This is a genomic window from Pelotomaculum propionicicum, from assembly GCF_004369225.1.
In the GTDB taxonomy this organism is placed as follows: Bacteria; Bacillota; Desulfotomaculia; order Desulfotomaculales; family Pelotomaculaceae; genus Pelotomaculum_B; species Pelotomaculum_B propionicicum.
The window spans coordinates 25,563-50,652 of the sequence record NZ_QFFZ01000001.1; the positions used below are offsets into that span (position 1 = coordinate 25,563).

General features: G+C 51.1%; 27 protein-coding genes and 1 pseudogene. 5 read left to right on the top strand and 23 right to left on the bottom strand.

From position 1 onward, the window contains the following. Window positions 1–31 precede the first annotated feature (31 nt). Window positions 32–1,057 (bottom strand): rod shape-determining protein, encoded by a 1,026-nt coding sequence (mreB, locus tag Pmgp_RS00095; RefSeq protein WP_134211934.1) that lies wholly within the window; start codon window positions 1,055–1,057, stop codon window positions 32–34. 154 nt (window positions 1,058–1,211) lie between these two features. After that, a complete protein-coding gene (spoIIID, locus tag Pmgp_RS00100; protein ID WP_134211935.1) occupies window positions 1,212–1,463 on the bottom strand; it encodes a sporulation transcriptional regulator SpoIIID in 252 nt (83 codons plus the stop codon). A 388-nt stretch (window positions 1,464–1,851) separates the two neighbouring features. On the opposite strand from spoIIID, the gene Pmgp_RS00105 reads away from it, so the two are divergent. The 5 genes from Pmgp_RS00105 to Pmgp_RS00125 all read left to right on the top strand — a co-directional run bounded on the left by Pmgp_RS00105 (window position 1,852) and on the right by Pmgp_RS00125 (window position 6,922). Next, window positions 1,852–2,472, top strand: a complete 621-nt coding sequence (locus Pmgp_RS00105; protein ID WP_134211936.1) for a TetR/AcrR family transcriptional regulator — start codon at window positions 1,852–1,854, stop codon at window positions 2,470–2,472. A 4-nt stretch (window positions 2,473–2,476) separates the two neighbouring features. Further along, window positions 2,477–3,532 carry an HlyD family secretion protein gene (locus tag Pmgp_RS00110; protein ID WP_134211937.1) on the top strand — a complete coding sequence of 352 codons (1,056 nt, stop codon included), beginning with the start codon at window positions 2,477–2,479 and terminating at the stop codon, window positions 3,530–3,532. Window positions 3,533–3,574: 42 nt separating this feature from the next. Then, window positions 3,575–4,282, top strand: a complete 708-nt coding sequence (locus Pmgp_RS00115; protein WP_134211938.1) for an ATP-binding cassette domain-containing protein — start codon at window positions 3,575–3,577, stop codon at window positions 4,280–4,282. After that, window positions 4,275–5,417, top strand: coding sequence for an ABC transporter permease (locus Pmgp_RS00120; protein WP_134212094.1), 1,143 nt, complete (start codon window positions 4,275–4,277; stop codon window positions 5,415–5,417). Before Pmgp_RS00115 ends, Pmgp_RS00120 begins: the two co-directional genes overlap by 8 nt. Before the next feature lie 341 nt (window positions 5,418–5,758). After that, a complete protein-coding gene (locus Pmgp_RS00125; protein ID WP_134211939.1) occupies window positions 5,759–6,922 on the top strand; it encodes an ABC transporter permease in 1,164 nt (387 codons plus the stop codon). Window positions 6,923–7,104: 182 nt separating this feature from the next. On the opposite strand, the gene spoIID is transcribed toward Pmgp_RS00125, so the two are convergent. The 21 genes and pseudogenes from spoIID to prmC all read right to left on the bottom strand — a co-directional run bounded on the left by spoIID (window position 7,105) and on the right by prmC (window position 24,993). Then, the gene (gene spoIID, locus Pmgp_RS00130) at window positions 7,105–8,073 is read right to left on the bottom strand and encodes a stage II sporulation protein D (RefSeq protein WP_134211940.1); all 969 of its coding nucleotides are present in this window, start codon (window positions 8,071–8,073) and stop codon (window positions 7,105–7,107) included. A gap of 394 nt (window positions 8,074–8,467) precedes the next feature. Continuing rightward, entirely contained in the window at window positions 8,468–9,265 is a 798-nt protein-coding gene (locus Pmgp_RS00135; protein WP_192902695.1) for a YwmB family TATA-box binding protein, read from the bottom strand. A 278-nt stretch (window positions 9,266–9,543) separates the two neighbouring features. Then, window positions 9,544–9,951, bottom strand: coding sequence for a F0F1 ATP synthase subunit epsilon (locus tag Pmgp_RS00140; protein ID WP_134211942.1), 408 nt, complete (start codon window positions 9,949–9,951; stop codon window positions 9,544–9,546). An 18-nt stretch (window positions 9,952–9,969) separates the two neighbouring features. Continuing rightward, window positions 9,970–11,385, bottom strand: coding sequence for a F0F1 ATP synthase subunit beta (atpD, locus tag Pmgp_RS00145; protein ID WP_134211943.1), 1,416 nt, complete (start codon window positions 11,383–11,385; stop codon window positions 9,970–9,972). A 106-nt stretch (window positions 11,386–11,491) separates the two neighbouring features. Next, complete coding sequence (gene atpG, locus Pmgp_RS00150) at window positions 11,492–12,367, bottom strand: ATP synthase F1 subunit gamma (protein ID WP_134211944.1); 876 nt, start codon at window positions 12,365–12,367, stop codon at window positions 11,492–11,494. Between the two features lie 131 nt (window positions 12,368–12,498). Further along, window positions 12,499–14,016 carry a F0F1 ATP synthase subunit alpha gene (atpA, locus tag Pmgp_RS00155; RefSeq protein WP_134211945.1) on the bottom strand — a complete coding sequence of 506 codons (1,518 nt, stop codon included), beginning with the start codon at window positions 14,014–14,016 and terminating at the stop codon, window positions 12,499–12,501. A 23-nt stretch (window positions 14,017–14,039) separates the two neighbouring features. Further along, a complete protein-coding gene (locus Pmgp_RS00160; protein WP_134211946.1) occupies window positions 14,040–14,600 on the bottom strand; it encodes a F0F1 ATP synthase subunit delta in 561 nt (186 codons plus the stop codon). After that, complete coding sequence (atpF, locus tag Pmgp_RS00165; RefSeq protein WP_134212095.1) at window positions 14,597–15,091, bottom strand: F0F1 ATP synthase subunit B; 495 nt, start codon at window positions 15,089–15,091, stop codon at window positions 14,597–14,599. The genes Pmgp_RS00160 and atpF overlap by 4 nt, the downstream gene beginning before the upstream one ends. Before the next feature lie 246 nt (window positions 15,092–15,337). Next, window positions 15,338–15,577, bottom strand: coding sequence for a F0F1 ATP synthase subunit C (atpE, locus tag Pmgp_RS00170; protein WP_134211947.1), 240 nt, complete (start codon window positions 15,575–15,577; stop codon window positions 15,338–15,340). 96 nt (window positions 15,578–15,673) lie between these two features. Next, the gene (atpB, locus tag Pmgp_RS00175; protein ID WP_134211948.1) at window positions 15,674–16,411 is read right to left on the bottom strand and encodes a F0F1 ATP synthase subunit A; all 738 of its coding nucleotides are present in this window, start codon (window positions 16,409–16,411) and stop codon (window positions 15,674–15,676) included. Window positions 16,412–16,450: 39 nt separating this feature from the next. After that, a complete protein-coding gene (locus tag Pmgp_RS00180) occupies window positions 16,451–16,855 on the bottom strand; it encodes an ATP synthase subunit I (protein WP_134211949.1) in 405 nt (134 codons plus the stop codon). A 5-nt stretch (window positions 16,856–16,860) separates the two neighbouring features. Then, complete coding sequence (locus Pmgp_RS00185) at window positions 16,861–17,115, bottom strand: AtpZ/AtpI family protein (RefSeq protein ID WP_134211950.1); 255 nt, start codon at window positions 17,113–17,115, stop codon at window positions 16,861–16,863. Window positions 17,116–17,258: 143 nt separating this feature from the next. After that, complete coding sequence (wecB, locus tag Pmgp_RS00190; protein ID WP_134211951.1) at window positions 17,259–18,407, bottom strand: non-hydrolyzing UDP-N-acetylglucosamine 2-epimerase; 1,149 nt, start codon at window positions 18,405–18,407, stop codon at window positions 17,259–17,261. 139 nt (window positions 18,408–18,546) lie between these two features. Continuing rightward, entirely contained in the window at window positions 18,547–18,924 is a 378-nt protein-coding gene (locus Pmgp_RS00195) for a GxxExxY protein (RefSeq protein WP_134211952.1), read from the bottom strand. Window positions 18,925–18,977: 53 nt separating this feature from the next. After that, window positions 18,978–19,415: pseudogene (locus Pmgp_RS00200) on the bottom strand (deoxycytidylate deaminase); the annotation flags it as partial. Between the two features lie 358 nt (window positions 19,416–19,773). Further along, window positions 19,774–21,021, bottom strand: a complete 1,248-nt coding sequence (gene glyA, locus Pmgp_RS00205) for a serine hydroxymethyltransferase (protein WP_134211954.1) — start codon at window positions 21,019–21,021, stop codon at window positions 19,774–19,776. A gap of 25 nt (window positions 21,022–21,046) precedes the next feature. Continuing rightward, window positions 21,047–21,508 carry a ribose 5-phosphate isomerase B gene (rpiB, locus tag Pmgp_RS00210; RefSeq protein WP_134211955.1) on the bottom strand — a complete coding sequence of 154 codons (462 nt, stop codon included), beginning with the start codon at window positions 21,506–21,508 and terminating at the stop codon, window positions 21,047–21,049. A 100-nt stretch (window positions 21,509–21,608) separates the two neighbouring features. Continuing rightward, window positions 21,609–22,079 carry a low molecular weight protein arginine phosphatase gene (locus tag Pmgp_RS00215; RefSeq protein WP_134211956.1) on the bottom strand — a complete coding sequence of 157 codons (471 nt, stop codon included), beginning with the start codon at window positions 22,077–22,079 and terminating at the stop codon, window positions 21,609–21,611. Window positions 22,080–22,316: 237 nt separating this feature from the next. After that, window positions 22,317–22,859, bottom strand: a complete 543-nt coding sequence (locus Pmgp_RS00220) for a manganese efflux pump MntP (RefSeq protein ID WP_134211957.1) — start codon at window positions 22,857–22,859, stop codon at window positions 22,317–22,319. 66 nt (window positions 22,860–22,925) lie between these two features. Then, window positions 22,926–23,993, bottom strand: a complete 1,068-nt coding sequence (locus Pmgp_RS00225) for an L-threonylcarbamoyladenylate synthase (protein ID WP_134211958.1) — start codon at window positions 23,991–23,993, stop codon at window positions 22,926–22,928. Between the two features lie 130 nt (window positions 23,994–24,123). Further along, window positions 24,124–24,993 carry a peptide chain release factor N(5)-glutamine methyltransferase gene (gene prmC / locus Pmgp_RS00230; protein WP_243119661.1) on the bottom strand — a complete coding sequence of 290 codons (870 nt, stop codon included), beginning with the start codon at window positions 24,991–24,993 and terminating at the stop codon, window positions 24,124–24,126. Window positions 24,994–25,090: the final 97 nt, after the last annotated feature.

Consider the following 25,090-nt stretch of genomic DNA (forward strand, 5'->3'; position numbering starts at 1 on the left):
TTGACTTTGTTCAATATGTGCGGGGCAACAGCTACTTTCTAACAACCTTACCCCTGCTGGCGGCGCTGATTATACCCATGTTATTCAGGGCGCGGCCGGTCCCCTTGGCGACACAGGAAAGCGGATCATCCGCAATATAGACAGGCAGTCCCGTTTCAATGCTGAGCAACCTGTCAATACCCTCCAACAGAGCGCCGCCGCCGGTCGCGATGATCCCTTTATTTACGATATCGGCGGCAAGTTCGGGCGAGGTGCGTTCCAGCACTTCTTTTACACCGCCCACAATCAACTCCAGAGTCTCCTTGATCGCTTCGTGAACCTGGCGCCGGGAAACTATAACCGCCTTGGGCAGCCCGGAGAGCATATCCCGGCCCCGGATTTCCATTGTTTTATCTTCCGCGCCCTGCAGGTGGGCGGTTCCGATCTCCATCTTCAATTCTTCACCTGTACGCTCGCCGATGGCAAGGCTGTACTCTCTGCGTATATACTTGACTATGGCCTCGTCAATTTTGTCCCCGCCCACCCGCAGGGACTTGCTGCACACAATACCTCCCAGCGAAAGCACGGCGATATCTGTGGTTCCCCCACCGATATCCACCACCATGCTGCCGCTTGGCTGAGAGATATCAAGGCCCGCTCCCAGGGCGGCGGCGAGTGGTTCCTCAATTAAGTGCGCCTCTTTGGCGCCGGCCTGGATGGCCGCCTGCCGCACAGCCCTCTCCTCGACCCCGGTGACACCGGAAGGTATGCAAACCATAATCCTGGGCCGGAAAAAGAATTTTTTCCCCCCGTCAGCTTTGCTGATAAAGTAGCGCAGCATTTTTTCCGTTACATCATAGTCGGCGATCACCCCGTCACGCAGGGGACGTATAGCAATGATATTGCCGGGGGTCCGTCCCAGCATCCTGCGGGCCTCGGCGCCGACAGCGATAACCCTGCCGCTCTCTTTATCCATGGCCACAACTGAAGGTTCATGCAGAACAATTCCCTTTCCTTTTACAAAAACCAGCACGTTGGCCGTGCCCAGATCCACCCCGATGTCGCTACCGGTTAACATAAGCTTGTCCTCCTTCAAAAAACCTGGAACGGCAAGGCTGTCCCCTTATCCGGCTTCAAATCAAGCCCGCCTAATCCCAGGATAAAACCTACTTTTTACCAAGCAAAAGTAGTATTCTATCTTTTTCGTCAAAATCCTGTTGTCCACCGGTATTTTACGCCAAATCTTTATATTTCCTCCTGGTGGCTTCGCCGCCCCGCAGATGCCGCTCGGCTTTATTGTACTCAAGAATTGCTTTTATCTCCTGGGCCAGCTGTTTGTTTAAAGAGGGCAGCCGCTCCGTCATATCTTTATGGACAGTGCTTTTGCTGACCTGGTACACCTGGGCGGCCTGCCTGACTGTGGCCTGTGTTTCTAGAATATAGGAACAGATATCCAATACCCGTTTTTGAATGTATTCCTGCATTTTTCTACCTCCCATTTCAGACGTCGGACGTCGGACGCCGGCAATAGATTAATAAACCCTTCCTTCGGTCAAGTTGATCAAAACACGGCAGCGCAGTAATTAATATTGAATCCTCGCCTTAATACAGCGGTGTCTTCCTCTAGATATATATGCGGGGGGAAGTGAGAAATTCGTTAGTGAAACAAGAAACACTCTAGAATGTATTTCCTTATCACAACTTACAAAGATTTGGGTATTGTAACTTTGACCTTATCGCATCTTGAAAGGACAAAACTAAAAATACCGGCTATATTTGGCCTATTTGGCCACATTTGGCTTTTGACAATTTACCAGGGACTGCATATTCTTAAAAAATGAACTGACTGGTCAGTACAAAAGAGAGGATCGTATGAATTTAACACCTTTTTCTTCCGCATTCAGGAATGGGGCGGGTGAGAACAAACACATCCTTAATACCGCCGCCGGAATATTTGCGCATAAGGGATATCACCAGACCACGGTTGATGAAATAGCCAGGGCGCTGGGGGTGGCTAAAGGCACTATCTACTATCACTTTAAGAACAAAGAGGAACTTTATCTGGCCATCATCCGGGAAGGAGTATATCTTTTAGAGGAACAAATGCGGCTGGATATATCCGGCGCCGGCACGGCGGCAGGGAAAATCAAGAAACTGATTCGAGGCATGCTTGCCTTTATTGAAGATAAAAAAGACCTTGTTTTTTTGTTTCTTAAAGAGCTATACGGGACAAACATTCAAAGGGAAGACCTGGCCAAAATGATTTCGGCCAGCCTCGGGTTAATCCAGGCGGTTATTGAAGAAGGCGTGAAAGACGGCTCTTTAAAAAAAGTTGACCCGGAAATAACCACCAGATCACTTTTCGGCATGATCATTATTTCCGCGCTGCACTACATCAGCTATGCCAGGAGCATTCCCCACGCACAGGTTAGATCGTCTATCGAACAAGTTTTTTTTGAAGGGACTGTTCAGCCGGATACCAGGGAGGAGTAATAAGATGGACATTCTCACTGCTATAAGAACAAAAAAAATCCTAACCTTAATCTTATTAGTTATAATCATTGCCCTTGCCGTCCTTATTTTTTTCACACTAAATAAAAGCCGGACAGAGTCTGTCAGGGAACAGGAAGGCTTAACAGCCACCGGCGCCATTGAGGCTAAGAAAGTGACGGCATCCTTTAAAGTTGCCGGAAAAATTCAGAACATATTTGTCGAGGAAGGAAGCAGGGTTGAGCAGGGACAGGAACTGGCCTGCCTGGAAACCCGCGAGCTGGACGCCAAACTCAGCCAGGCCAGCGGCGCCTATGAGGCGGCCAGGGCCCAGGCCCGCCAGGCCGGTGAGTCGGTCCCGCTGACCAGCCGGCAAATTGAAGCAGCCATAGAGCAGGCCCAAGCCAAGGTGGCACAGGCCGAGGTTGGGGTAAAAAACGCGCGTGACTCATACGAAAGGTTGGAAAACCTTTATAAAAGCGGCGCCACCTCTGACAAGTCATATAATGACGCTAAAAACAACTACGAGTTGGCCGAGAATGTTCGGAAAGAGGCGCAGGCAGCACTTGAACAGGCCCTGTCAGCGCGTCTGAAAGTAGATTTAGCCCAGGCCCAGTACGAGGCAGCCACAGGGCAGAGCAACCAGGCCGGCGGCGCCGTGCAGGAAGCCCAGGCATACTTGGACAATACCCGTTTACTGGCGCCCATTTCCGGCTTTATCACCCAGAAAAACCTGGAGCAGGGGGAAATGGTCAACGCTGGCACGCCGGTATTTGAAATATCCGACCTGCTCCATACTTATGTAAAGGTTTTTATCAGCGAGAAAAAGATTGGCAGAGTCCAGCTGGGCCAGGATGTGGAAATAACTGTGGATTCTTTTCCAGGCAGGGTATTGCACGGAAATGTGGTCTGGATCAATAACGCCGGTGATTTTGCGGTGCGCAAAGCGGTAAATGAACAGTACGACCATGATCTAAGAAGTTTTGAGGTCAAAATAGATGTGCCCAACCAGGAACTGCTCCTGAAAACGGGGATGACCGCGCGGGTAAGGATAATTGAATAGTATGGCGAATTCATTCACCATTGAAGGAGAGGTTGGCGCCAGGTGACCCCTTTAATTAAAGTCATAGATTTAAAACAAACTATCGGCAAACAAAAAGTACTGGACGGCCTGTCCCTTGAGTTGTATAGCGGTGAATGCCTTGGCCTGTTCGGTGCCAGGGGAGCGGGTAAAACAGCCCTGCTGCATATCCTGTCCGGTATTGACCGGTTTAAGTCCGGGAGTGTGGAGATACTTGGCTGTGACATCAGGAAAAGCGAGGCTTTCAAGAAGCAGCTGGGATTGGTGACGCAGGAAAGAAGCCTTTTCAGGGACCTGAAGGTGTATGAAAACCTCGAGTTTATCGCAGTGCTGAAAAATACCGGACTGGACAGCATACCTGATCTGGTCAAGCGTTTTGAACTTACGGATTATCTGGGAGAGCCGGCGGGCAGGCTCAACGCCGGGGTTTACCAGCGCCTGTCCATGGCCTGCGCGCTTTTGAACGAGCCCAGGCTTTTAATCGCCGACGACTTGATCAATGATATCGATCCTTATGCACAGCGCCTGATTTTAAAAGAGCTGAACAGGTTTGTCACATCCGGCGGCGCCTGCGTCTGGGGCTTCAGCCGCATCGAGTTCTGCGCGGCGACAAGCAGGGTGGGCTGGCTGGAAAAAGGCTCGCTTACTTTTTATACGCCTCAGGAGGCACAAGAACAGTGGGAAAGCCAACTTCTGTCGATTGAACAGCAAAGTGGTGGGGAAAATGCTTAGACAGTGCCTGGCCATTGCCAGGCGTGAATTTTTTTTCATGTGGCGGGACAAAAGCCTGCGCTATATCCTGCTGGCTGGCCCCCTGCTTGGCCTGCTTATCTTTTATGCCACATACAGCCCCCAGGTTTTAAAAAATATCCCGGCGGCCATTGTGGACCTGGACCATTCCCGGGCCGGCCAGGAGTTGATCAAAAACATCCAGGCCGCTGAAAATTTAAAGATAACCGCATATCCCGGCAGCTATGACGAACTCGAGGAATTAATAAAAAAAGGCGAAGTGATTGCTGGTGTAGTCATACCGGAGGATTACGGAAAAGAAGTGTCCCTCTCCCGCCAGGCGCGGGTGGAAATGATTGTGGACGGCAGCAACATGATCTACGCTACCAACACTACCAGCGCCATGCTGTCAGTTACCCGCACGCTCAGCGCCCAAACCGGCGTTAAAGTCCTGGTTGCCCGCGGCATCCAGCCCACCCAGGCCAGGGCGGCCTACCAGCCGGTTGAATTTCGCGAGGAGGCCTGGTTTAACCCCACCTTAAACTATGCTTATTTTGTGGTGCTGGCCCTGGCCCTGAATGTCTGGCAGCAGTGCTGCACCCTGGCCGCCTGTATGAACATTACCGGGGAGACAGGCGCCCGCAGCTGGTATCAGATTAAAGCACTGGGGCTGTCCAGACTCAGGCTGTTTTTCAGCAAATCTGCCGCCCAGATCATAACATTCATGGTCATCGCCCTGCCGGTTTTCTTCCTTGCTTTTGTGGTATGCAAGCTGCCCCTGCGCTGCGGCTTCGCTGTATTCCTTCTGTTCAACCTGGCCTTTGTCATTGCGCTGCACAGCGTCGGCACACTGGCCTCCAGCCTGGCCAGGGAAGCTGTGAACGCCACCAGGTTCGGCATGATCATAGCGCTGCCCTCCTTTCTTCTTTCCGGTTATTCCTGGCCGCTGGAAGCGATGCCGCCCTATCTGCGGTTTATCGCCCAAATACTGCCGCAGACCTGGTACTTCCAGGGTCTGAACTTTTTAACCTTCAAGGACCCCGGCTGGGCCTTCATGTCCCAGTTTTTCCTGGCGTTCCTGATTATCGCGGCTGTCTGCTACGGGACGGCAGCGATCATTGTTGCCAGAAGAACATAGGCGCGAATTAGATTAAAATCGTTCGGATAAACCCGAACCTACCACATTTGCAAGCAGGTTGCAACCATGTGAGTAGAGAGACTTGAGAAGATGTAGGTGCGGCTTTAGTCGCACAATATTGTTCGGATAAAGCCAGACACCTGCATAGAAATAATGACAAGGAGTAATTTCGGAAAGTCGGTTTGCAAAGACCGTTCTGTCATCGCGAGGAGCGAAAGCGACGTGGCGATCTCACAGTATAAAGCGGGGGTAAGAGCCGGAGATTGCTTCGCTTAACGCTCGCAATGACAAACAGTAGGACTTTCCGAAAGTATTCGACAAGCAAAAGGGAGGTGCGCGGTATGAAACAGGTATTATACATAAGTTATTATGAAATGGTCCATATTTTTAAAGATAAAATACTCCTCCTGCTCATATTCTTTGTACCGGTTTTTTACGCGTCCCTGTGCGGCGCCGTCTACACGGCCGGAATCCTGACCGGCATCCCTCTGGCGGTTGTGGACCTGGATGATTCTGTGCTCAGCCGGGAAGTGATCAAGTGCTTTGCCAACAACCCGCGCTTTCAAATAGTCGAAGAAATAAACACCTACCCCCTGCTGGAGGAGGGCATGAAAAAAAGCGCCGTCCGGGCCGGGGTGGTGATCCCTGAGAATTTTGAAAAAGAAACCGCCCTGCACAGCGGGGCGGAGGTTTTAGTCGTTTATGACAGCTCCAATCTTATCTGGGGCTACAACATCCGCAAGTACACCATGGAAACCGTCAACCAGTTCAGCGCCGAACACGCCGCCGCTTACATGGCCGGCCTGGGCTTAGCAAAAAAGGAAATCACAAACATCCTTGACAGCGTATCCTCCAATACGGATGTATGGTATAATCCAACCTTCAGCTATGCCAATTTTATGCTTTTCGGTTTAATTATGCTGATTATCCACCAGATCTGCCTGCTCAGCGCCAGCCTTACCGTGACCAGGGAAAAAGAAAACAACAGCTGGCTGCAGTTCCTGTGTGCTCCCGCGCCGGCGTGGAAAATATTCCTCGGTAAGTCCCTGCCCTATTTTTTGACCGGCATTTTTAATTACGGCCTGCTGATCTGGTTTATAGCCGTCTTTGTACACGTGAGAATCGAAGGCTCTGTTTTATTGATATTGCTGCTGGGATTGCTCTACAACATTGTGATTACCTGCGCCGGTTTTTACATTTCGCTGCAGGCGGCGGACTCTCTGCAGGCAACCAGGTACATTATGCTGCTGTCGGTCCCCTTCCTGATGATTTCCGGCTATACCTGGCCCCAGACCCATATCCCGGCCTTTATCAACGCCTTTGCCCGCTTTCTGCCTTTCACCTGGATGGCTGAAGGGCTCAGGCAGGTCGCTGTGAAAAACCTGGGGCCCGAGTACCTTGTCCCGGTGATCCTGGCGCTGACGCTGATGTCCCTGGCGGCGGTACTGCCGGCGGCAAGCTTTACTAAAAGAAGAAAACCGCCTCACTTAAGGGCGGACAGTTAACCGAGTAACTCCGGAAAGTCGTTTTGCAAAGACCGTTCTGCCATCGCGAGGAGCGAAAGCGACGTGGCGATCTCACAGTATAAAGCGGGAATAAGAGCCGGAGATTGCTTCGCTTAACGCTCGCAATGACAAACGGTAGGACTTTCCGAAAGTATTCTTAACCATAAAACGGTTTCAAATTTTTAATTTCTGGTATCCGTTATTTCCGCCCCGCTGTAATAATGGCCCAGGATGGTGCGGTAATCGTACCCGTGTTCCGCCAGGCCTTTGGCCCCGTACTGGCAGAGGCCTACCCCGTGGCCGTATCCGGTGGTGGTAAAGTAGACAAAATCCCCTTCGGCTTTCCAGGTGAAACTGGTTGAGCGAAGTCCCAGCAGATCCCTGACTGTCACGGCGGAGAACTGGCGGTCGCCGATCAGAAGGAGCTTCGGACGTCCTGTACTGGTCTTTTCAATTACTTTGAAAGTCTTCGCATTATTCTCCGTGCCGCTGACGGGGACAGCCGACAGCTTTGTGCCCAGGGCCAGGTCCACCTGCTCCAGGCTGAAAGAGGCGGTTTGCACCGGGTTGGGGTCGGCGTCATACGGGCAGGGGACGCTGCGCAGGTAAGGGACCTTATATTTCCACACGTCCTCCGAGTTTTCAGTCCTGCCGCCGCAAGAGGCGTGGTAGGCCGGGTCTATATACTCTCCCTGGTAAACCAGTACCTGCCCCTTGGTCTCATCCACAGCTTTTTTTACTTTGTAATAATAGTCATAATAGCGGAGCGTCCCCCAGCGATTTTTCAAATCTTCCCTCGACAGCCAGGCCTGGCCGTGGCGCGGGTCATCGCACACGTCGGCGCCCGGGTGAAGCGGATTGGCCACAGCCGCGCCGCCGCTGCCCATACGTTTGACAATATAGGTCCTGGCTGCTACAGCCTGTGCCTTTAGCGCGTCAAGCGGAAATTCAGCGGGCATTTCAGCGGCTACAACCCCCACCAGGTAATCTTCCAGCTGCATTGTTTTGATCTTGTTCTCGTTATGAACAAACACCCGCACGATAGTCACCCCTGGAAAAAACCTCGCGGGTATCTGTCTGCTTAATAAAAAGGGAAGGCCCAAGATCAGGGCAAGTGCAAACAGTAAAGTACCCGTAGCCAGCCTGCGCATATTTTTTCACCCCGTAAACAGAATACAGAATTCAGAAGTCAGGAGTCAGAATAAAAAATAATGACTATACCGTTGGCTTAGTGAAAAGATAAAACAATCTGACAGGATTTACCGGATTTTAGAAGATTAACAGGATTTTAAACATTTCATTTAAAATTAAACTTGCAAAATTTTAACTTGACAATGTTTAATTGGTGTTAATGGATAAAGAAATAATTATAAAAAGTCTTTATATATATTTTTTGAAATCTTGTAAATCCTTTTAATCCTGTAAATCCTGTCAATTTGTTTAATTAATTCAATTATTTTATTCTGAATTCTGACTCCTGTCTTCTATAGTTACTAATATATACTATCTGGTCAAGGTAAATATTACCTTTCAGAAACAGCTTGTTTAATATTCCGTGTAAATGACCGGGGATGCCGCGTAAACATAGGTTACATGCTCTACCGGGTCGCAGCGCAGGGCGACATTCAGGTTTATTTCTTTTCCGGCATAAGTTATATCTTCTGCGAACTTCGGGCTGAAACCAGTCAAACTCACCAGGTTGTCTTTGATAGTTTTTTCATGAACCGCGGCGCCTGCCTGCGTCATTATCCTTTCAGCGGTTTCCAGCAGTTCGTCTTTGTTCAGCTCGTTATTAATGGTCCCTGCACAGGTTAAAGCGACACGGCTGTCACCATAACCGTCCAGGACTGAGCTGATCCTACTTTTATAATTGCCGGCTGTCCTGCTTGTTTTTCCGTCAAAAACAACCATAATATGAGAAACCGTTTCCCCCTGCCGGGGTTCCATAACCTGCCCCATTACAGAAACCGTATGTTCTCCCTTGACAAGACCTTCTACTTTGGCCCCCCTGGCAAACTGATTCTGCCATCCTGCCGCTTTTCTTCCCGTTTCGGACACATTAAGCCGGGCGGCAACCATACCGGCCAGTGTTTCCGGCTCAAAAGCGCCGGCTGTTTTATCATCCACCCTTACCCAGCCGGTAATGTTTATAGATTTCAACTCTGCCCCGGAAGATTTAATTATCTTGAGCAGAACAGCTTCTTCTCTGTATGAGCTGAAGAATTCCTTACACGCGGGAGAAAAAGCCAACACAGAAAATGAAACAGCTATTAGCATCCCCACAGCAACCCACAGTGCCTTCTTTCTGGACTGCAGCCTTTTTATCAACTCTTTTTTGAGCATGATTTCCTCCGTTATAAAAACATTCATGATCATATTTTTACCATTTATCACCTGGCAAATACAATCAAAGCGGAGCTCATTAAATCGGGGACATTCCCTGAAAGGGTGTGTCCCCATTCCTTAGACATTGTATCTCTGATCTGGAATGGGACAAGATGATGAATGAGACAAGCGAACCGTCCCCTTGTCTCAACTGCCTGGTTATTCAGGCAAAAGAAAAAACCGGAACAAAAGTCCGGTTATGTTATGAAATCAATAACATCTGCAGGTGTTCAAACCTATTTTTCACTGGCAGCCTTTAAGCGCATTAAAGCACGCTGCAAGGCCAGTTCCGCACGTATTAAGTCCAGGTCGGGAGCCTTGGCGGCGATCCTGTCCTCAGCACGTTTCCTGGCAGCCTCGGCGCGGGCCACATCGATTTCCTCGGTCCGCTCGGCTGCAGTGGCGAGAACGGTAACCCTGCTGTTCCGGACCTCCATGAAACCGCCGCTCACAAAAACCTTAAACTTCTTGCCGTCCTGCTCAATCCTCATGATGCCGATGTTAAGGGATGTGATAAGCGCGGCGTGATTAGGGAGTATTCCCAATTCGCCTTCGGCGCCGGGCGCTACTAAAAAATCTACTTCCTCGCTGAAAACTTTTCTCTGAGGAGTTACGATTTCCAGTCGCTGTTTGTTTTCCGACATAGTGCGCACTCCCCTCTATTATACGGCTAATAAACTCTTGCCTTTTTCTACTGCTTCTTCAATGCCTCCTACCATGTAGAAAGCGTCTTCCGGCAGGTCGTCGTGCTTGCCGTCCAAGATTTCCTGGAAGCCGCGGACCGTGTCTTTAATGGACACGAACTTTCCGGACTGTCCGGTAAAGGCCTCAGCCACGTGGAACGGCTGCGACAGGAATTTCTGCAGCCTGCGGGCGCGCGCCACGACAAGCTTGTCGTCGTCGGAAAGTTCTTCCATACCAAGAATGGCGATAATGTCCTGCAGTTCCTTATAGCGCTGGAGCACCTTTTGAACGCCGCGGGCCACCGTGTAGTGGTCATTGCCGACTACCAGCGGGTCCAGAATCCTTGAAGTGGAGTCCAGGGGGTCCACCGCCGGGTAAATGCCCAATTCAACGATCTGGCGGGACAGAACCACGGTGCCGTCCAGGTGAGCGAACGTGGTGGCCGGGGCGGGGTCGGTCAGGTCGTCAGCAGGCACGTAAACGGCCTGCACCGAGGTAACCGAACCTTTCTGAGTGGAAGTAATCCGCTCCTGCATCTGGCCCATCTCGGTGGCCAGGGTCGGCTGGTAACCCACGGCGGAGGGCATGCGGCCCAGCAGCGCGGAAACCTCTGAACCAGCCTGGGTAAAACGGAAAATGTTGTCGATGAACAGCAGGGTGTCGGCGCCCTCTTCATCACGGAAGTACTCGGCCATGCACAGACCGGTCAGGGCCACGCGGAGACGCACGCCAGGCGGCTCGTTCATCTGGCCGAACACCATGGTAACCTTGTCCAGAACGCCGGACTCGGTCATTTCATTGTAGAGGTCGTTCCCTTCACGGGTACGCTCGCCCACACCGGCGAACACTGAGATACCGCCGTGCTGCTTGGCGATGTTATTGATTAGCTCCATAACAATAACGGTCTTGCCCACGCCGGCGCCGCCGAACAAACCAATCTTGCCGCCCTTGAGGAAGGGAACCAGCAGGTCGATAACCTTAATGCCGGTTTCCAGCTGCTCAGTCTTAAGAGCCTGCTCCACCAGGGGAGGAGGCGTGCGGTGAATGGGATATTTCTTGTCGCTGACGATGGGGCCTTTACCGTCAATAGGCTCACCCAGCACGTCCACAAGACGTCCCAAAGAGACTTTGCCCACCGGCACGGAAATAGGAGCGCCGGTGTCGACCACGTCCATACCGCGGACCAGGCCGTCGGTGGCGCTCATGGCTACCGCGCGGACGGTGTTATTGCCCAGGTGCTGGGCAACTTCCAGGGTAAGGTTGAACTTCCGGCCAAACATGTCTTCTTTGTCGCTTGTGATTTGCAGAGCGTTATAAATGTCAGGCACCTGGCCGGGTGGAAAACGGATGTCCACCACGACGCCGATAACCTGCACAACTTGACCAACGTTCATTCGCTTCTCTTACCTCCTTCGCTTCAACTTAAAGTTGAAAAACGATTTCACAGGATTGAAAAAATATTTTCGTCAAAATCTTGTTAATCCTGTGCTAGCTGCGTTTTTACTCCAAGGCCGCAGCGCCGCCGACGATCTCGGAAATTTCCTTGGTAATCTGAGCCTGGCGGGCCCTGTTCATGGTCAGGGTCAGCTTGTCGATCATATCCGAGGCGTTCTTTGTCGCATTTTCCATGGCCGTCATTTGAGCACTGTAGAAACCGGCTTTGGTCTCCAGAAGTCCCTGGTAAATGGCGTTCTCAATATATTTCGGCAGCAGTTCGGTCAATACCGCTTCAGCTGAGGGCTCAAAGATATAAGGCACCTTTTTGTTTTCGCCGTCTCCATTTGCGCCCGCGCCTTCTTCGGTAGGCGGTTCGGCCGGCAGTATCTTGACCATAACCGGCTTTTGTACCAGCACGTTAATGAACTGGCTGTAAATGAGATACACCTCGTCGTATTCTTCCGACGAGTATTTTTCAATCACATAAGAGCCGATGTCCCTGGCCGTGCTGTACTTAACATCCTCGCCCAGCCCGACATATTCCTTGGCTATACTATAACCGCGGCGGCGGAAAAAGTCGCGGCCTTTACGGCCAATTGTTACCAGGTCTAATGAGGCATTGGCCCCTTTCATTTCCTGGGTAGCCCGCCGGATCACGTTGCTGTTGAAACCGCCGCACAATCCCCGGTCAGCCGTGATAACAATAAAAGCGGTTTTTTTCGGCTCGCGCACCGCCAACAGCGGGTGGTTAACCCCGCCGGAGGCCACAGCCACCCGGCCCAGCACACTCTTGATCCGCTTGGAATAGGGGCGGGCCGCAGTTACCGAATCCTGCGCCTTGCGCATTTTGGCCGCTGAAACAGCCTTCATGGCCTTGGTAATCTGCTGCATGTTTTTGGTAGCTTTAATGCGGCGCCGGAGATCTCGCAAACTTGCCATATAATATTTTCACCACCTTTAAAGTGGATGTCAATTTGGTAGTTGGTCGTTAGTCGTTGGCCGTTGGATTTTTGATGGAATTCGCTTTGCGAATTCCTTCAATTCCGACGTCTGACGACTGACTTCTGAACTTACAGGCCGCGCGCTGTCTTGAAGCTGGCTTTGAATTCCTCGACTGCCGCCTGCAGCTCTTTTTCAACGTCTTTTAATTGGCCGGTAGAGCGTATGGTCTCACCGATATTCGGCTTGTTAGCCTTCATAAACTTCAGGAACTCAGTTTCAAAAGGCTGGACAACTTCTACCGGCATATCGTCCAGGTAGCCGTTGGCGGCGGCAAAAATGCTCATGATCTGTTCTTCTACCGGCATGGGCACATACTGACCCTGCTTCAGAAGTTCCACCATGCGCTCGCCGCGGGTCAGCTTGGCCTGGGTCGCTTTATCCAGGTCGGAGCCAAACTGGGCGAAGGCCGCCAGTTCGCGGTACTGGGCCAGGTCCATACGCAGACGGCCGGCAATGGCTTTCATAGCCTTCACCTGGGCGTTGCCTCCCACCCGGGAAACCGAGATACCCACGTTGACCGCGGGGCGGACACCGGCGTAGAAGAGGTCGGGCTCCAGGAAGATCTGGCCGTCAGTAATGGAGATAACGTTGGTCGGAATATAGGCCGAAACGTCACCGGCCTGAGTTTCGATAATGGGCAGCGCGGTCATGGAACCGGCGCCCAGGTCGTCTGAGAGCTTGCAGGCGCGCTCTAAAAGCCGGCTGTGCAGGTTGAACACGTCGCCCGGATAAGCTTCGCGTCCGGGAGGACGGCGCAGCAGCAGGGAAAGTTCGCGGTAGGCCGCGGCCTGCTTGGACAGGTCGTCATAAATAATCAGCACATGCTTGCCTTCGGCCATGAACGCTTCGCCCATGGCGGCCCCGGCGAAGGGAGCGATGTATAGCAGCGGCGCCGGGTCGGAAGCGGTGGCGGACACGACGATGGAATAGTCCATCGCGCCGGTTTCAGTCAGCTTCTGCACCACGTTGGCCACGGTGGACTGTTTCTGTCCTACGGCGACGTAAATGCAGATGACATCCCCGCCCTTTTGGTTGATGATGGCGTCAACCGCGATGGCGGTTTTACCGGTTTGGCGGTCGCCAAGAATAAGTTCCCGCTGGCCCCGGCCGATAGGAATCATCGAGTCGATAGCTTTGATTCCCGTTTGCAGAGGCTGGTGCACCGACTTGCGGTAGATAACGCCGGGGGCGATTTTTTCCACCGGGTTAAACTTGTCGCTGTTGATCGGACCTTTGCCGTCCAGCGGCTGGCCGAGGGGGTTAACCACGCGGCCGATCAGAGGGTTGCCCACGGGCACGGACACGATCCGGCCGGTACGCTTAACGGTGTCACCCTCTTTAATGTGCTTATAAGGTCCGAGAATAACGCAGCCGATGTTATCCTCTTCCAGGTTTAGCGCCATTCCTAGCACGCCGCCGGGAAATTCCAGCAGTTCCATTGACATGCATTCCATCAGGCCGTACACACGGGCGATACCGTCGCCGACCTGGATAACGGTACCAACGTCCGTCATCTCGATCTGTGCCTGATACTTATCTATCTGCTGCCGGATAATCGAGCTGATTTCTTCAGGTCGCAAATTCATCTACTGGTTTCACCCCTATCTAGTTAACTTGTTGCCTTAAGGCGCTCTTTCAGGGTAGCCAATCTGGTTTTGATGCTGCCGTCAATAATTTTATCCCCAATACGCACGACGATCCCGCCAATAAGAGACGGGTCAACGGCGTAAACGGTTTTTACTTTTTGGCCGGTCAGCTTCGTTAAAATCCGGTTGAGCTCACCCTTTTCCTTATCACTCAGCTCAACCGCCGAGGATACACTGGACGCCACAATATTCCGCCCGGCATTGGCCAGCGAAACATACTCTTCAACTATGCTTTCAAAATACGTTTCCCTCCGGCGGTCTACCAGCAAGGCAAGAAAGTTATTCGTAATAACTGAAATTTTACCTTTAAATAACCGGTCAAGTAACTCCTTTTTAGCTGCAGGGGTAATCTGGGGGTGGTAGAGCAACTTTTGCAAGTCAGAGTTTCCCTTAATAATCTCACTGACCGCTTTAAGTTCAATTTCTACCCTGTCCACCATGCTTTTATATTTCGGCAAAACTTTTTCTTCTGAGGCAATATCATACAATGCTGCCGCATAACGCCCCGCTACAGGACCTCTCATTGCAACTCCCCTGCCTCTTTAATGAAGTTATCAATCATGCTGCGCTGGATCTGGTTGGTCATATTCTTGTTAATAATCTTACCGGCAACCAGTACAGAAAGAGTTGCAACCTGTTCACGCAGTTCTGCAACAGCTTTTTGTTTTTCGCGCTCTATTTCAGCCAGGGCAGCGTCTTTGATCCTTCCCGCCTCGTTCTTGGCGTTTTCAATAATCTCCAAGGCCTGGTCTTCACCCGCCTTGGTGGCTTTCTGGATGATTTCCTGGGTCTGTTCACGGGCGCGGCGCATCTCAGCCTCATATCCGGCCTTCAGCTGTTCAGCCTCCTGCCTTTCTTGTTCAGCCGCAGCGATATTGCCGGCAATATGCTCAGAACGGTCACCCAGTACTTTTACCAAAGGCTTATAAACCACCAAACGCAGGAAAACCAATAAAATTATAAAGTCAACTATCTGCGCCAGCAGTGTTGCGTTAAACTCCAACCCCACTAAAATTTCCCTCCTTCCATCGCTTGTGGACAAAAGGAAGGCTTAGCCATAATAGTCGCCAGCCGCCCGGATACCGTTATCAGCAACCTGATCAAAAATAAATTCTCTTTTTAACTGGACGTTCACCGGGCATCAAACGTCGGATAGAGAAGGAATTCGGCAAAACCGAATTCCAATGCCGGGCAAAAAACCGCCCGACAACTGACGACTATTAAAAACTACGCCTTTTTTGCCATAATGCATAAATAAATTCTAGTGAGCACCGACTTTACCAAAGAGCATGAAGGCGATAACGACAGCAATAATGGGGAGCGCCTCGATCAAACCTACGGAGATGAACATAAGGGTCATAATGTTACCCCTTGCCTCCGGCTGACGAGCAATACCCTGAACAGCGTTACCAGTGACCAGACCGTCACCGATACCTGCGCCCAGAGCCGCAAGACCCACCGCAAGAGCTGCACCTAGAGCAGCACCGGCTCCTACTTCCATTCATTTCCCCTCCTTTCAAAGTAAAATTTAATCATGCCAGACTTTAAACTTTCCCCAACAAACCTCTACCCTGTGAAACTTATTAATTTGTCATTTTTAGTGATGGTCGGCCACAGCCTGCCCGACATAAGCGATACTGAGCATAGTAAAGATAAAAGCCTGGATGAACCCTACAAAGATACTGAAAGCCAGCCATACCACGGAAGCAATAAACCCGCCGAAAACGTGCGCCCATCCTCCCAGCAGGCCAAGCAACACCGCAATCAAAACCTCTCCGCCGTAGATGTTGCCGTAAAGACGGAAGGTCAGCGTAATTGGCTTGGCAAAGTCTTCAATGATCACAATTGGGAGGAACGGTATAAATGGTTGGATGTAGTGCTTGAAATAACCCAAGCCTTTGTACCTGATCCCGAAGATGTATATGATAACGAAGGTGCAAAGGGCAAGGCCCATGGTTGTGTTATAGTCGGCGGTGGGCGAACTTAAAGTAGGGACCAGGCCGATGAGGTTGGAAAACAAAATGAATATAAAATAAGTAACGACAATACTCATCAGCGCCGCGCCTTTTTTGGGATCCATATTGTCATTGACCAGTCCCCTGATGAACTCGTAGATCATCTCAAGAATGTTTTGAGCCCCTTTTGGCTTGCGCAGGCTCATACCGCGGGTCGCCGCTATCCCGAAAAGGATAACTAAGAACATGGTAATCCAGGTCATGATCAGGGTTTTGGGGTTAAAAGTCAAGTGGGTATTGCCCAGATACAATTCCCAGGAACCGTTGGCCGGCCAGCCCCAAAAATTCAGCTGCTGTTCTACTTCATGCAAGCTCAACATATTTCTTTTCTCACCCCTTTCTGTTTTAAATTTTTATTCTTAAGAGTCGGCCTTCTCGGGCTTACGGGCTGACGAACCCATAGCCATACTCACAGCCCCAATAGTAAAAACAACGGGTACAATAAAAAGCCCTGCTCCCGTTGCAAAAATATTTATCCAATTAGTCCTTGCCACAAAAAACATTACCGCGAAAATAATGGAAAGCCGCAAGGCAAACCCAGCCTTCATGTGGGAATAGGCCCTGGGCACTACCATTTGAACTATGGCGCGCATTCTTTTGCCAAGAAAAAAAGCATTCCACATGCCGGTCGCAACTCCCACCAAAAAACCCCAAACAACAGGGTTGCCTGGCTGATAAAAAACGGCGAAGCAAAGGAATAGCAAAACAACACCAGATATTTTTAATGTCTTAACTAACTGGCCGTCAAAATCCCAATCTCGCACTTACCCTACTCCCTCTCAAAGAACCCCTGAAGCGTTTTGAAGACACCCGCGACGCCGACGGCAAGCCCTACCAGCACACCAGTCAGCAGAAACCATGGACTTGTGGCATACTTCATATCCAGGTATTTGCCGCCGTAATAACCAAGCACCACTGTAATTGCCAACTCCATACCGATGGTGGTGGTCAGGGCAAGTGCCTGGAAGGCGCCAAACCGGCCAGGTTCCTTAGTTTCTTTTTCTCTATCTTTTTTGTCAGGCATCCCAATCGGTATCCTTCAGGATAAAGCCACCTAAATAATACTCTCGTTTTATTGATTCTACAAAAATACTCTTATTCCTCCAACCGTTAGATAAAATTTATTTTGGTAATTAAAAAATTTTTATCGAATATAGAAATTAGAAATCAGGGGCAAAATTCATCGGGTCTTGCAGCAGAGATACCGAAATGAAACTTGATCGCCTGCACGATTCTTGTCGAGGCGCGGCCGTCACCATAAGGGTTGACGGCGTTGGCCATTTTATTGTAAAAATCCTTGTTGTCCAGCAGTCTCCTGGTTTCACCGGCCACCTTCAGCCTGTCGGTGCCCACCAGCCGTACCGTGCCGGCTTCAACCGCCTCGGGGCGCTCGGTGGTATTGCGCAGTACAAGCACCGGTTTGCCCCGGGATGGCGCTTCTTCCTGAATCCCGCCGGAATCGCTGAGCACCAGGTAACTGCGGTCAATAAGGTTTGCAAACGGCTGGTAATCCATTGGTTCAACCATGTGCACCCTGGCCAGGCCAGCCAGTTCTTCTTCCACCACATTGCGCACAGCAGGGTTTTTGTGAACGGGGAACACTACTTCCACATCAGGGTAGCATTCCACCACCTCCCGCAGGGCACGGTAAATATCACGCATCGGCTCGCCCAAATTTTCCCTGCGGTGGGTGGTTACCAGGAGAACCCTGCGGCTGTCGTAATCAATACCGTCAAGCATCTCATCATTAAAACGGTACCCCGGCCTGACTGTTGCCAGGAGGGCATCAATAACAGTATTCCCGGTAACAAAAATTTTTTCCGGCGGCACCCCTTCTTCCAGCAGGTTTTGCCTGGCGGTGGCCGTAGGCGCAAAGTTCAGGTCGGCCAGCACCCCTGTCAGGTGCCGGTTAGCCTCTTCCGGGAATGGTGAAAACTTATTCCTTGTACGCAAGCCGGCTTCCACGTGCCCTACCGGAATTTGCAGGTAAAAGGAGGCCAGAGCCGCCACAAAAGTAGTGGTGGTATCCCCGTGCACCAGCACCAAATCAGGTTTTTCCCTGGTCAGTACTTTCTCCAGGCCGGCCAGCGCCCTGCTGGTTATATCAAAAAGGTTCTGGCCATGCCTCATTATGTCAAGGTCGTAGGCAGGGCTTATTTCAAACAAGGAAAGAACCTGGTCCAGCATTTCCCTGTGCTGGGCGGTAACCGCCACCTTGCAGTTTATTTCAGCGGGGTGCTTTTCAAGCTCTTTAACCAAAGGCGCCATCTTGATCGCCTCCGGCCTGGTCCCAAAAACAGCCAATACTTTAAGCAAAAAGGACATCTCCTGTTTAATCTATATTACATGTCATACTAATCTTGCCAGAAATGTTAACAGTCTGAAATCTTCAAAACATTCTTAAAACATATTGACAGGATTTACAGGATTTTAAATAAGGATTTACAGGATTATCTTATTTTTCATTAATATAATCCCGCATTTTTCTCTTTACTTGTACTGATGGGCCAAAGTTTATAAGTAATCCTATATCATATCCTGTCGCTTTAAGGTAATTTACAAGTTGAACTTCATGTTCTTTCACAAGTGTTTCGACAGCTTTTAGTTCCACCAAAACCTTATTTTCTACCAGCAAGTCCGCACAATAATTACCAATAATCTTTCCTTTATAGCGAACTTTTACAGGGACTTGCTGTTTTACCTCCAGGTTCTCTTGAAGCAATTCTACTCTTAGAGCATTTTCATAAACTTTTTCAAGAAATCCAAACCCCAACTCATTATGCACATTAAATGCACATCTTATAATTTTTTCTGTTAAAGGTTTTTCATCCATGTTTACGGTAATCCTGTTAATCCTAATAATCCTGTTAATCCTGTCAATTTGTTTTACTGGAAGCGCACCAGCTCTACGCCGGCTTCTTCAAACAGGGCCAGGGACATCGGGTCGGGGTATTCGCCCTGAAAAACAATTTTTTTAATACCGGCGTTTATCAGAATCTTGGCGCATAAAACACAAGGCTGGTGAGTAACGTAATAAACCGCTCCCTTGATGGCAATACCGTGAACCGCCGCCTGAATTATAGCGTTTTGTTCAGCGTGCAGGCCCCGGCAGAGCTCATGGCGCTGGCCGGAGGGCACCCCCTGCTTTTCCCGCAGGCACCCTATTTCCAGGCAGTGCTTCAACCCCGCCGGCGCGCCGTTGTAGCCGCTGGCAAGGATACGCTTGTCCATAACGACGATAGACCCAACCTGCCTGCGCAGGCAGGTTGAACGGGTGGCAACCACGTTGGCTATATTCATAAAATACTGGTCCCAGTCCGGACGGGCTGTGGGACTCTGGGATGTGGGCCGTGGGCCGTTGGACGTGGGACACTGGGATGTAGGCCGTGAGCTGTGGGACGTGGGATTTTGGGGTATTACTTTCCCGTCGATTAAGTGACCTTCTTCAATATTGCAGTTGTTTTGATCGCTTGCCTGTTTTTTATGCTCCATGTCACACCTTATAAAAACGGATTCGTCGTTATAGAATGCAGACTACCTTGGGAAAACACCTGTGCGCAATAAATTCGCATCTACGATTTCAGTCGCAACAGCATCTGTCAGATATCAGAAACTTTCGCGGGGATGAAAAGACCTGGATGGAATGCCTGGATCCCACATCTCACGTCCCACTTCCCACTTCTCAATACAGAGGGTATTTTTCGCAAAGGGCGGCTACCTGCGCCTGCGCCTTGGCGACCTTTGCGCGGCTGTCGCGGTTGTCTATGGCGTAGTCCATTATTTCGGCAATTTGGCGCATGTCTTCTTCCTGCAAACCGCGGGTGGTTACCGCCGGGGTACCGATACGAATACCGCTGGCAATGTTTGGCGGTTGGGGGTCGTACGGTATGGCATTTTTATTTACAGTCACGCCTACCTTGTCAAAAAGCTCCTGCACCTCTTTGCCTGTGATGTTTTTACTTCTTAAATCAACCAGGATCATGTGGTTATCGGTACCGCCCGACACCAGGTCAAAGCCCCGTTCCAACAGGGCGGCGGCCAGTGCCTTGGCGTTGCTCACAACCCTTTGCTGGTATTCTTTAAAACCTGGCTCCAATGCTTCTTTCAGCGCCACAGCCTTGGCGGCGATGATATGCATTAACGGCCCGCCCTGAATGCCCGGGAACACCGCCCTGTTAATTTTTACGCCGTACTTATCGCCGTATTTACTTAAAATCAGGCCGCCCCTCGGCCCGCGCAGGGTTTTATGAGTGGTGGTGGTCACCACGTCAGCATGCGGCACCGGACTCATATGCAGGCCCGCCGCCACCAGCCCGGCTATGTGCGCCATGTCGACAACCAAATAAGCTCCCACTTCTTCTGCTATTTCTTTCATCTTGTAAAAATCTATTTTCCGCGGGTAGGCGCTTGCCCCAGCCATGATTAATTTAGGTTTGGCCTTCATAGCCGCGCCAAAGACATTCTCGTAATTGATCAAGCCTGTTTCCTGTTCCACCCCGTAAAAAGCTATTTTAAAATACGCTCCTGAAATGTTGATCGGGCTGCCGTGGGTGAGGTGCCCACCGTGGGCAAGGTCCATCCCAAGTATTGTGTCACCGGGTTTCAGGAGTGCAAAATACACTGATGTGTTGGCCTGAGCGCCCGAATGAGGCTGTACATTGGCGTAATCGGCCCCGAATAGTTCTTTGGCCCGGGAAATAGCTAAATTCTCAGCTATGTCAACAAACTCGCAGCCCCCGTAATAGCGGCGGCCGGGGTATCCTTCAGCGTATTTGTTGGTCAAAACTGAGCTCTGCGCCTCCATAACCGCGCAGCTGGCCACATTCTCAGATGCGATAAGTTCCAGCGTGCGCCGCTGTCGCTGGGTTTCCAGCTCAATAGCACGAGCTATCTCGGGATCTGCTTCGGAAAGAGGGCGTAATAGACTCATAAAAAATCCTCCCCATGGCCGGCATTTACTGCCGGCTGCAACATGAATATTTTTTCTCTATAGAACTTATTTTATCTACACGGCGGGCGTGCCGCCCGCCTGTAAACTCTGACTCAAGCCAAACATCAATAATATCCCTGGCCAGGCCGGGGCCAATAACACGCCCGCCCATGGTCAGTATGTTGGCGTCATTATGCTCCCTGGACGCCCTGGCGGAAAAAGTATCATGACACTGGGCGGCCCTGATGCCGGGCACCTTATTGGCTGTAATCGCTACTCCTATACCTGTGCCGCAGCACAGCACGCCCCGGTCAAAATCACCTTTTTGCACAGCCTCGGCAATTTTCAAGGCCAGATCGGGATAATCCACTGGATCTTCTGAAAAAGTTCCAAAATCACTATATTCTATGCCGGAGTCCTTCAGATGCGCGGCTATCTCTTCTTTTAAACGGTATCCCCCGTGGTCACAGCCTAAAGCAATCTTCATATAATTGACAAACCCTTCTTTCGCCAGAATAAAGTGTATAGACAGGATTTAATACCAAGGTTCTACAACAAAGTGGGATTTTCCTCTTAAAGCCCCTTGATTAATCTTTTTCATTTGTTTTTTGCAAAAGCCTGTCCAGCACGCCGGTAATCAACTCTTCCAACCTGCGGGCACAGCGGCGGTATCCTGCCAGCGGCTGTCCAATCGGGTCCGGCACATCACCGGTGGAACCGGCGTATTCAGCCAGGGTAAAAACCTTTGCAGCAAACTGGGGAAAGATGTTTTTAACGTGTTCAAGGTGGCCTCTGGTCATGGTAAGAATCAAATCAGCCTCCAACGACTGACACTGGCTGAGCTTGGTTGCCCGGTGGTGTTTAAGGTTTATACCCATTTCGGACATTGCCCGCACCGCCTCCCGTGAGGCTGGTTCTTCCGGGAATGCCGCAATTCCGGCAGAAAAAAATTGCACATTACTGTTATTTCCGGCCCTGTCCCGCAAAAGCTTTTTTGCCAGTGCCTCGGCCATACTGCTGCGACAAGTGTTCCCGGTACAAACAAAGAGTATTTTCATGCTAGATCACCGCCTAAAACATTTTGACAGGATTCACAGGATTCTACGGATTTACAGGATTAATAATTTAAAAACCATTAATTTTTTATTTTCTAAAAAACTGCAAAAATCCCTGAAATACCAATCTTGGGTTCTATTTTTATTCATTATAACACTTAGGCTTTTTAATAACTTTTACTCTTGTTTAAAAATCCTGTTAATCCTTTTTAATCCTGTCAATCCTGTCAATTTGTTTCTTTAAAAGATCAGCTTGGCGCCGATGCCGACAAGGATCGCGCCGCCCAGAAGCTGAGCCCGCCCACCTACCCAACTTCCTACGAAGCGGCCCAAAATAAGCCCGCTGGCGGTCATCGCCCCGGCCACTATGCCTATTGTTCCCGCGGTGAGCAAAAGGTTTACCTGGCGGGCGCCCAGGGTAAAACCGACGCTCAGAGCATCCATGCTGACACTGGTTCCCAGCAGCACCAACCCCCAGGTGGTGAAGTTAACCGTCTTTATCTCTGTATCCCTGCCGCCCCGCATGGTAGCCCAGATCATTCTGGCGCCCAGGTAAACCAGGAGCAAAGCCCCGATCACAGACGCCGCCCTGCCGAGTTTGCTGCCTGCGAACTCACCTGCAAACCAGCCCGCCAGCGGCATGAAAATGTGAAAAACCAGCACGGTAACACTGATAATCAACATCTGCCGCCGGGTTACCCCGGCCAGCCCGATTCCCACACAAAGGGAGAAGGCGTCCGTACCCAGCGCCGCAGCTAGAATTATTAAGGCCGCAAAACTCATACCTGCCTCCCGCCCGGAGTTTATATCTATTTTCGCCAGAGTTCTCTCGTTTCATTTATTGGGCCGTCAGACATTTATAATGTGGCCGCCGGCAGCCTTTTTGAGGCGGTTCATTACCGCCAGACCCACACCGTGCTCAGCAAGCCCTTCGGCAAAAATAATATCCACCCCAAGATCATTAAAACGGCGCAGGGCTGAATACAGGACAGCCGCGACTGTTTCCGGCTTTTCCCTGCACCCGGCGACGACAACCTCGCCGCAGCGGGCAAAGTCATCACTATCGGAAAAAGTCAGGATTCCGACTTTCCTGCCTCTGGCTTTTTCCTGGCAGGCTAGTTCTTTAATTTTTGACGCCACAGCTTCCGGCTTGCCCAACACCAGCCGCAGCGGCGCCAGAGGAGCATAATGGATATATTTCATCCCGGGCGAAAGAGGCTTGTCATCCTTATTAAAGCCGGCTGCCGCAGCCGGGTCGACATCGACCTTACCCAAAACTTCTCTGAGATCCTCCGGGGTTATTCCCCCCGGCCTTAAAACCACAGGCGCCTGTGCAGTCAGATCAAGCACTGTTGATTCAACTCCGACGCCGGCGGGGCCGCCGTCAAGAACAGCTTCAATTCTGCCGTTTAAATCATGCATGACGTGTTCAGCCGAAGTAGGGCTTGGCCGCCCCGAGATGTTGGCGCTGGGAGCAGCCACGGGTACCCCCGCGGTCCTTATTAACGCGAGCGCAACCGGGTGATCAGGCATGCGCACCGCAACTGTACTGAGCCCGGCAGTAACCTCACCCGGCACTTTTTTAGCGACAGGGAGGACCAGCGTAAGGGGACCCGGCCAAAAAGCGTCCATCAACAGCTTCGCGGCGGCAGGAAAGCTCCCTGTCAGCTCGCTGACTTGCTCGCGGACTGCCACATGTACAATTATGGGATTGTCCGACGGACGCCCCTTGGCCTCGAAAATCCTGGCCACCGCCCGCCCGTCCAGGGCGTTTGCTCCCAAACCATACACCGTTTCAGTGGGAAACGCCACCAAACCTCCCCTGCGTAAAATCAGCGCCGCTTCTTCAATAGCTTTCCGCTCAGGATGAACCGGGTCAACTTTAATGTGCAGGGTGGCTATACTGCTTTCAGTCATACACTGCCACCTCATCTAACCGTAAAACTTCCATAATAAACGCTTTTAAATTATAATCCCAAATTTTACTGTTTTCAACCGGCCTATTGGGACGTGGGACGTGGGATCCAGGCATTCCATCCAGGTCTTTTTACCCCGGCCCACATCCCAGATATTCAGCCACCACCAGCCTGTCCAACCCCGCCAGGTCCTTCACAACAGACGCTTTCCATTGACTTGGGTGTAATAAATCCAGCGCCTGCCGCCCCTGGTTAAAGCCAATTTCAAAGAGGAGCGCTCCTCCCTTTTTGAGGTATATTTCAGCTTGCGGAATCAGGCGGCGGTAATGTTCCAGCCCGTCACCGCCCCCGTCCAGGGCCAGCAAAGGCTCAAACAGTCTGACCTCCCCGGGCAGCGCTGAAAGGTCACCCGTGGCAATATAAGGCAGGTTGGCGGCGACCAGGTCTGCCTGGCCTGGCTGCAGCACACCGGACAGCGGGTCCAGCAGGCTGCCTTCATAAAAAAACACCCTGCCGGCAACGCCATTTTCAGCGGCATTGCGCCGGGCAGCTGCCAGTGCTTCCGGGGAGCAGTCTATGGCGTATACCAACGCTCCGGGGTTATAAAAAGCCAGGCTGACAGCGATAGCCCCGCTGCCTGTCCCTACGTCTACCACTGTACTGGCGGCAGGCATAAGTTTCAGCGCTGTTTCTACCAGCAGTTCGGTCTCGGGCCGGGGGATCAAAACGGCGCGATTAACCATAAAATCGAGCCCCATAAATTCCTTGCGGCCTGTTATATAAGCTACCGGTTCACCACCGCGCCGCCTGCGGGTGAGCTCGCGAAATAAGACTTCTTCCTCTTCTGACAGCCGCCGGTTACTATTGGCATATACTCCCGCCCGGTCAAGGCCGGTTACATGGCACAGCAGCACTGCGGCATCCAGGTCCGGCGAATCGCTGCCCGCTTCTTTGAATTGCAGCACGGCCTGTCTAAGGGCCGACCTAAAGGTTATAGCCAAGGCGTTCATCCCATTCTAACAGCACTTGCTGGTTTTACACAAAGGGCCGAATTCATTCGGCCCTGCTCTCGAGACATTCTTATTCTTATTCACTGCA

What these genes read in the sequence shown, in the direction of transcription:
- Pmgp_RS00125 (WP_134211939.1), top strand. Translation starts at nt 5,759, where the DNA reads ATGAAACAGGTATTATACATAAGTTATTATGAAATGGTCCATATTTTT.
- atpE (WP_134211947.1), bottom strand. Translation starts at nt 15,577, where the DNA reads ATGGAAGTAGGAGCCGGTGCTGCTCTAGGTGCAGCTCTTGCGGTGGGT.
- Pmgp_RS00120 (WP_134212094.1), top strand. Translation starts at nt 4,275, where the DNA reads ATGCTTAGACAGTGCCTGGCCATTGCCAGGCGTGAATTTTTTTTCATG.
- atpG (WP_134211944.1), bottom strand. Translation starts at nt 12,367, where the DNA reads ATGGCAAGTTTGCGAGATCTCCGGCGCCGCATTAAAGCTACCAAAAAC.
- spoIID (WP_134211940.1), bottom strand. Translation starts at nt 8,073, where the DNA reads ATGCGCAGGCTGGCTACGGGTACTTTACTGTTTGCACTTGCCCTGATC.
- Pmgp_RS00135 (WP_192902695.1), bottom strand. Translation starts at nt 9,265, where the DNA reads ATGCTCAAAAAAGAGTTGATAAAAAGGCTGCAGTCCAGAAAGAAGGCA.
- Pmgp_RS00140 (WP_134211942.1), bottom strand. Translation starts at nt 9,951, where the DNA reads ATGTCGGAAAACAAACAGCGACTGGAAATCGTAACTCCTCAGAGAAAA.
- atpD (WP_134211943.1), bottom strand. Translation starts at nt 11,385, where the DNA reads ATGAACGTTGGTCAAGTTGTGCAGGTTATCGGCGTCGTGGTGGACATC.
- Pmgp_RS00160 (WP_134211946.1), bottom strand. Translation starts at nt 14,600, where the DNA reads ATGAGAGGTCCTGTAGCGGGGCGTTATGCGGCAGCATTGTATGATATT.
- Pmgp_RS00220 (WP_134211957.1), bottom strand. Translation starts at nt 22,859, where the DNA reads ATGAGTTTTGCGGCCTTAATAATTCTAGCTGCGGCGCTGGGTACGGAC.
- atpA (WP_134211945.1), bottom strand. Translation starts at nt 14,016, where the DNA reads ATGAATTTGCGACCTGAAGAAATCAGCTCGATTATCCGGCAGCAGATA.
- Pmgp_RS00225 (WP_134211958.1), bottom strand. Translation starts at nt 23,993, where the DNA reads ATGACTGAAAGCAGTATAGCCACCCTGCACATTAAAGTTGACCCGGTT.
- Pmgp_RS00105 (WP_134211936.1), top strand. Translation starts at nt 1,852, where the DNA reads ATGAATTTAACACCTTTTTCTTCCGCATTCAGGAATGGGGCGGGTGAG.
- rpiB (WP_134211955.1), bottom strand. Translation starts at nt 21,508, where the DNA reads ATGAAGATTGCTTTAGGCTGTGACCACGGGGGATACCGTTTAAAAGAA.
- glyA (WP_134211954.1), bottom strand. Translation starts at nt 21,021, where the DNA reads ATGAGTCTATTACGCCCTCTTTCCGAAGCAGATCCCGAGATAGCTCGT.
- atpB (WP_134211948.1), bottom strand. Translation starts at nt 16,411, where the DNA reads ATGTTGAGCTTGCATGAAGTAGAACAGCAGCTGAATTTTTGGGGCTGG.
- Pmgp_RS00185 (WP_134211950.1), bottom strand. Translation starts at nt 17,115, where the DNA reads ATGCCTGACAAAAAAGATAGAGAAAAAGAAACTAAGGAACCTGGCCGG.
- Pmgp_RS00195 (WP_134211952.1), bottom strand. Translation starts at nt 18,924, where the DNA reads ATGGATGAAAAACCTTTAACAGAAAAAATTATAAGATGTGCATTTAAT.
- Pmgp_RS00215 (WP_134211956.1), bottom strand. Translation starts at nt 22,079, where the DNA reads ATGAAAATACTCTTTGTTTGTACCGGGAACACTTGTCGCAGCAGTATG.
- mreB (WP_134211934.1), bottom strand. Translation starts at nt 1,057, where the DNA reads ATGTTAACCGGTAGCGACATCGGGGTGGATCTGGGCACGGCCAACGTG.
- Pmgp_RS00110 (WP_134211937.1), top strand. Translation starts at nt 2,477, where the DNA reads ATGGACATTCTCACTGCTATAAGAACAAAAAAAATCCTAACCTTAATC.
- spoIIID (WP_134211935.1), bottom strand. Translation starts at nt 1,463, where the DNA reads ATGCAGGAATACATTCAAAAACGGGTATTGGATATCTGTTCCTATATT.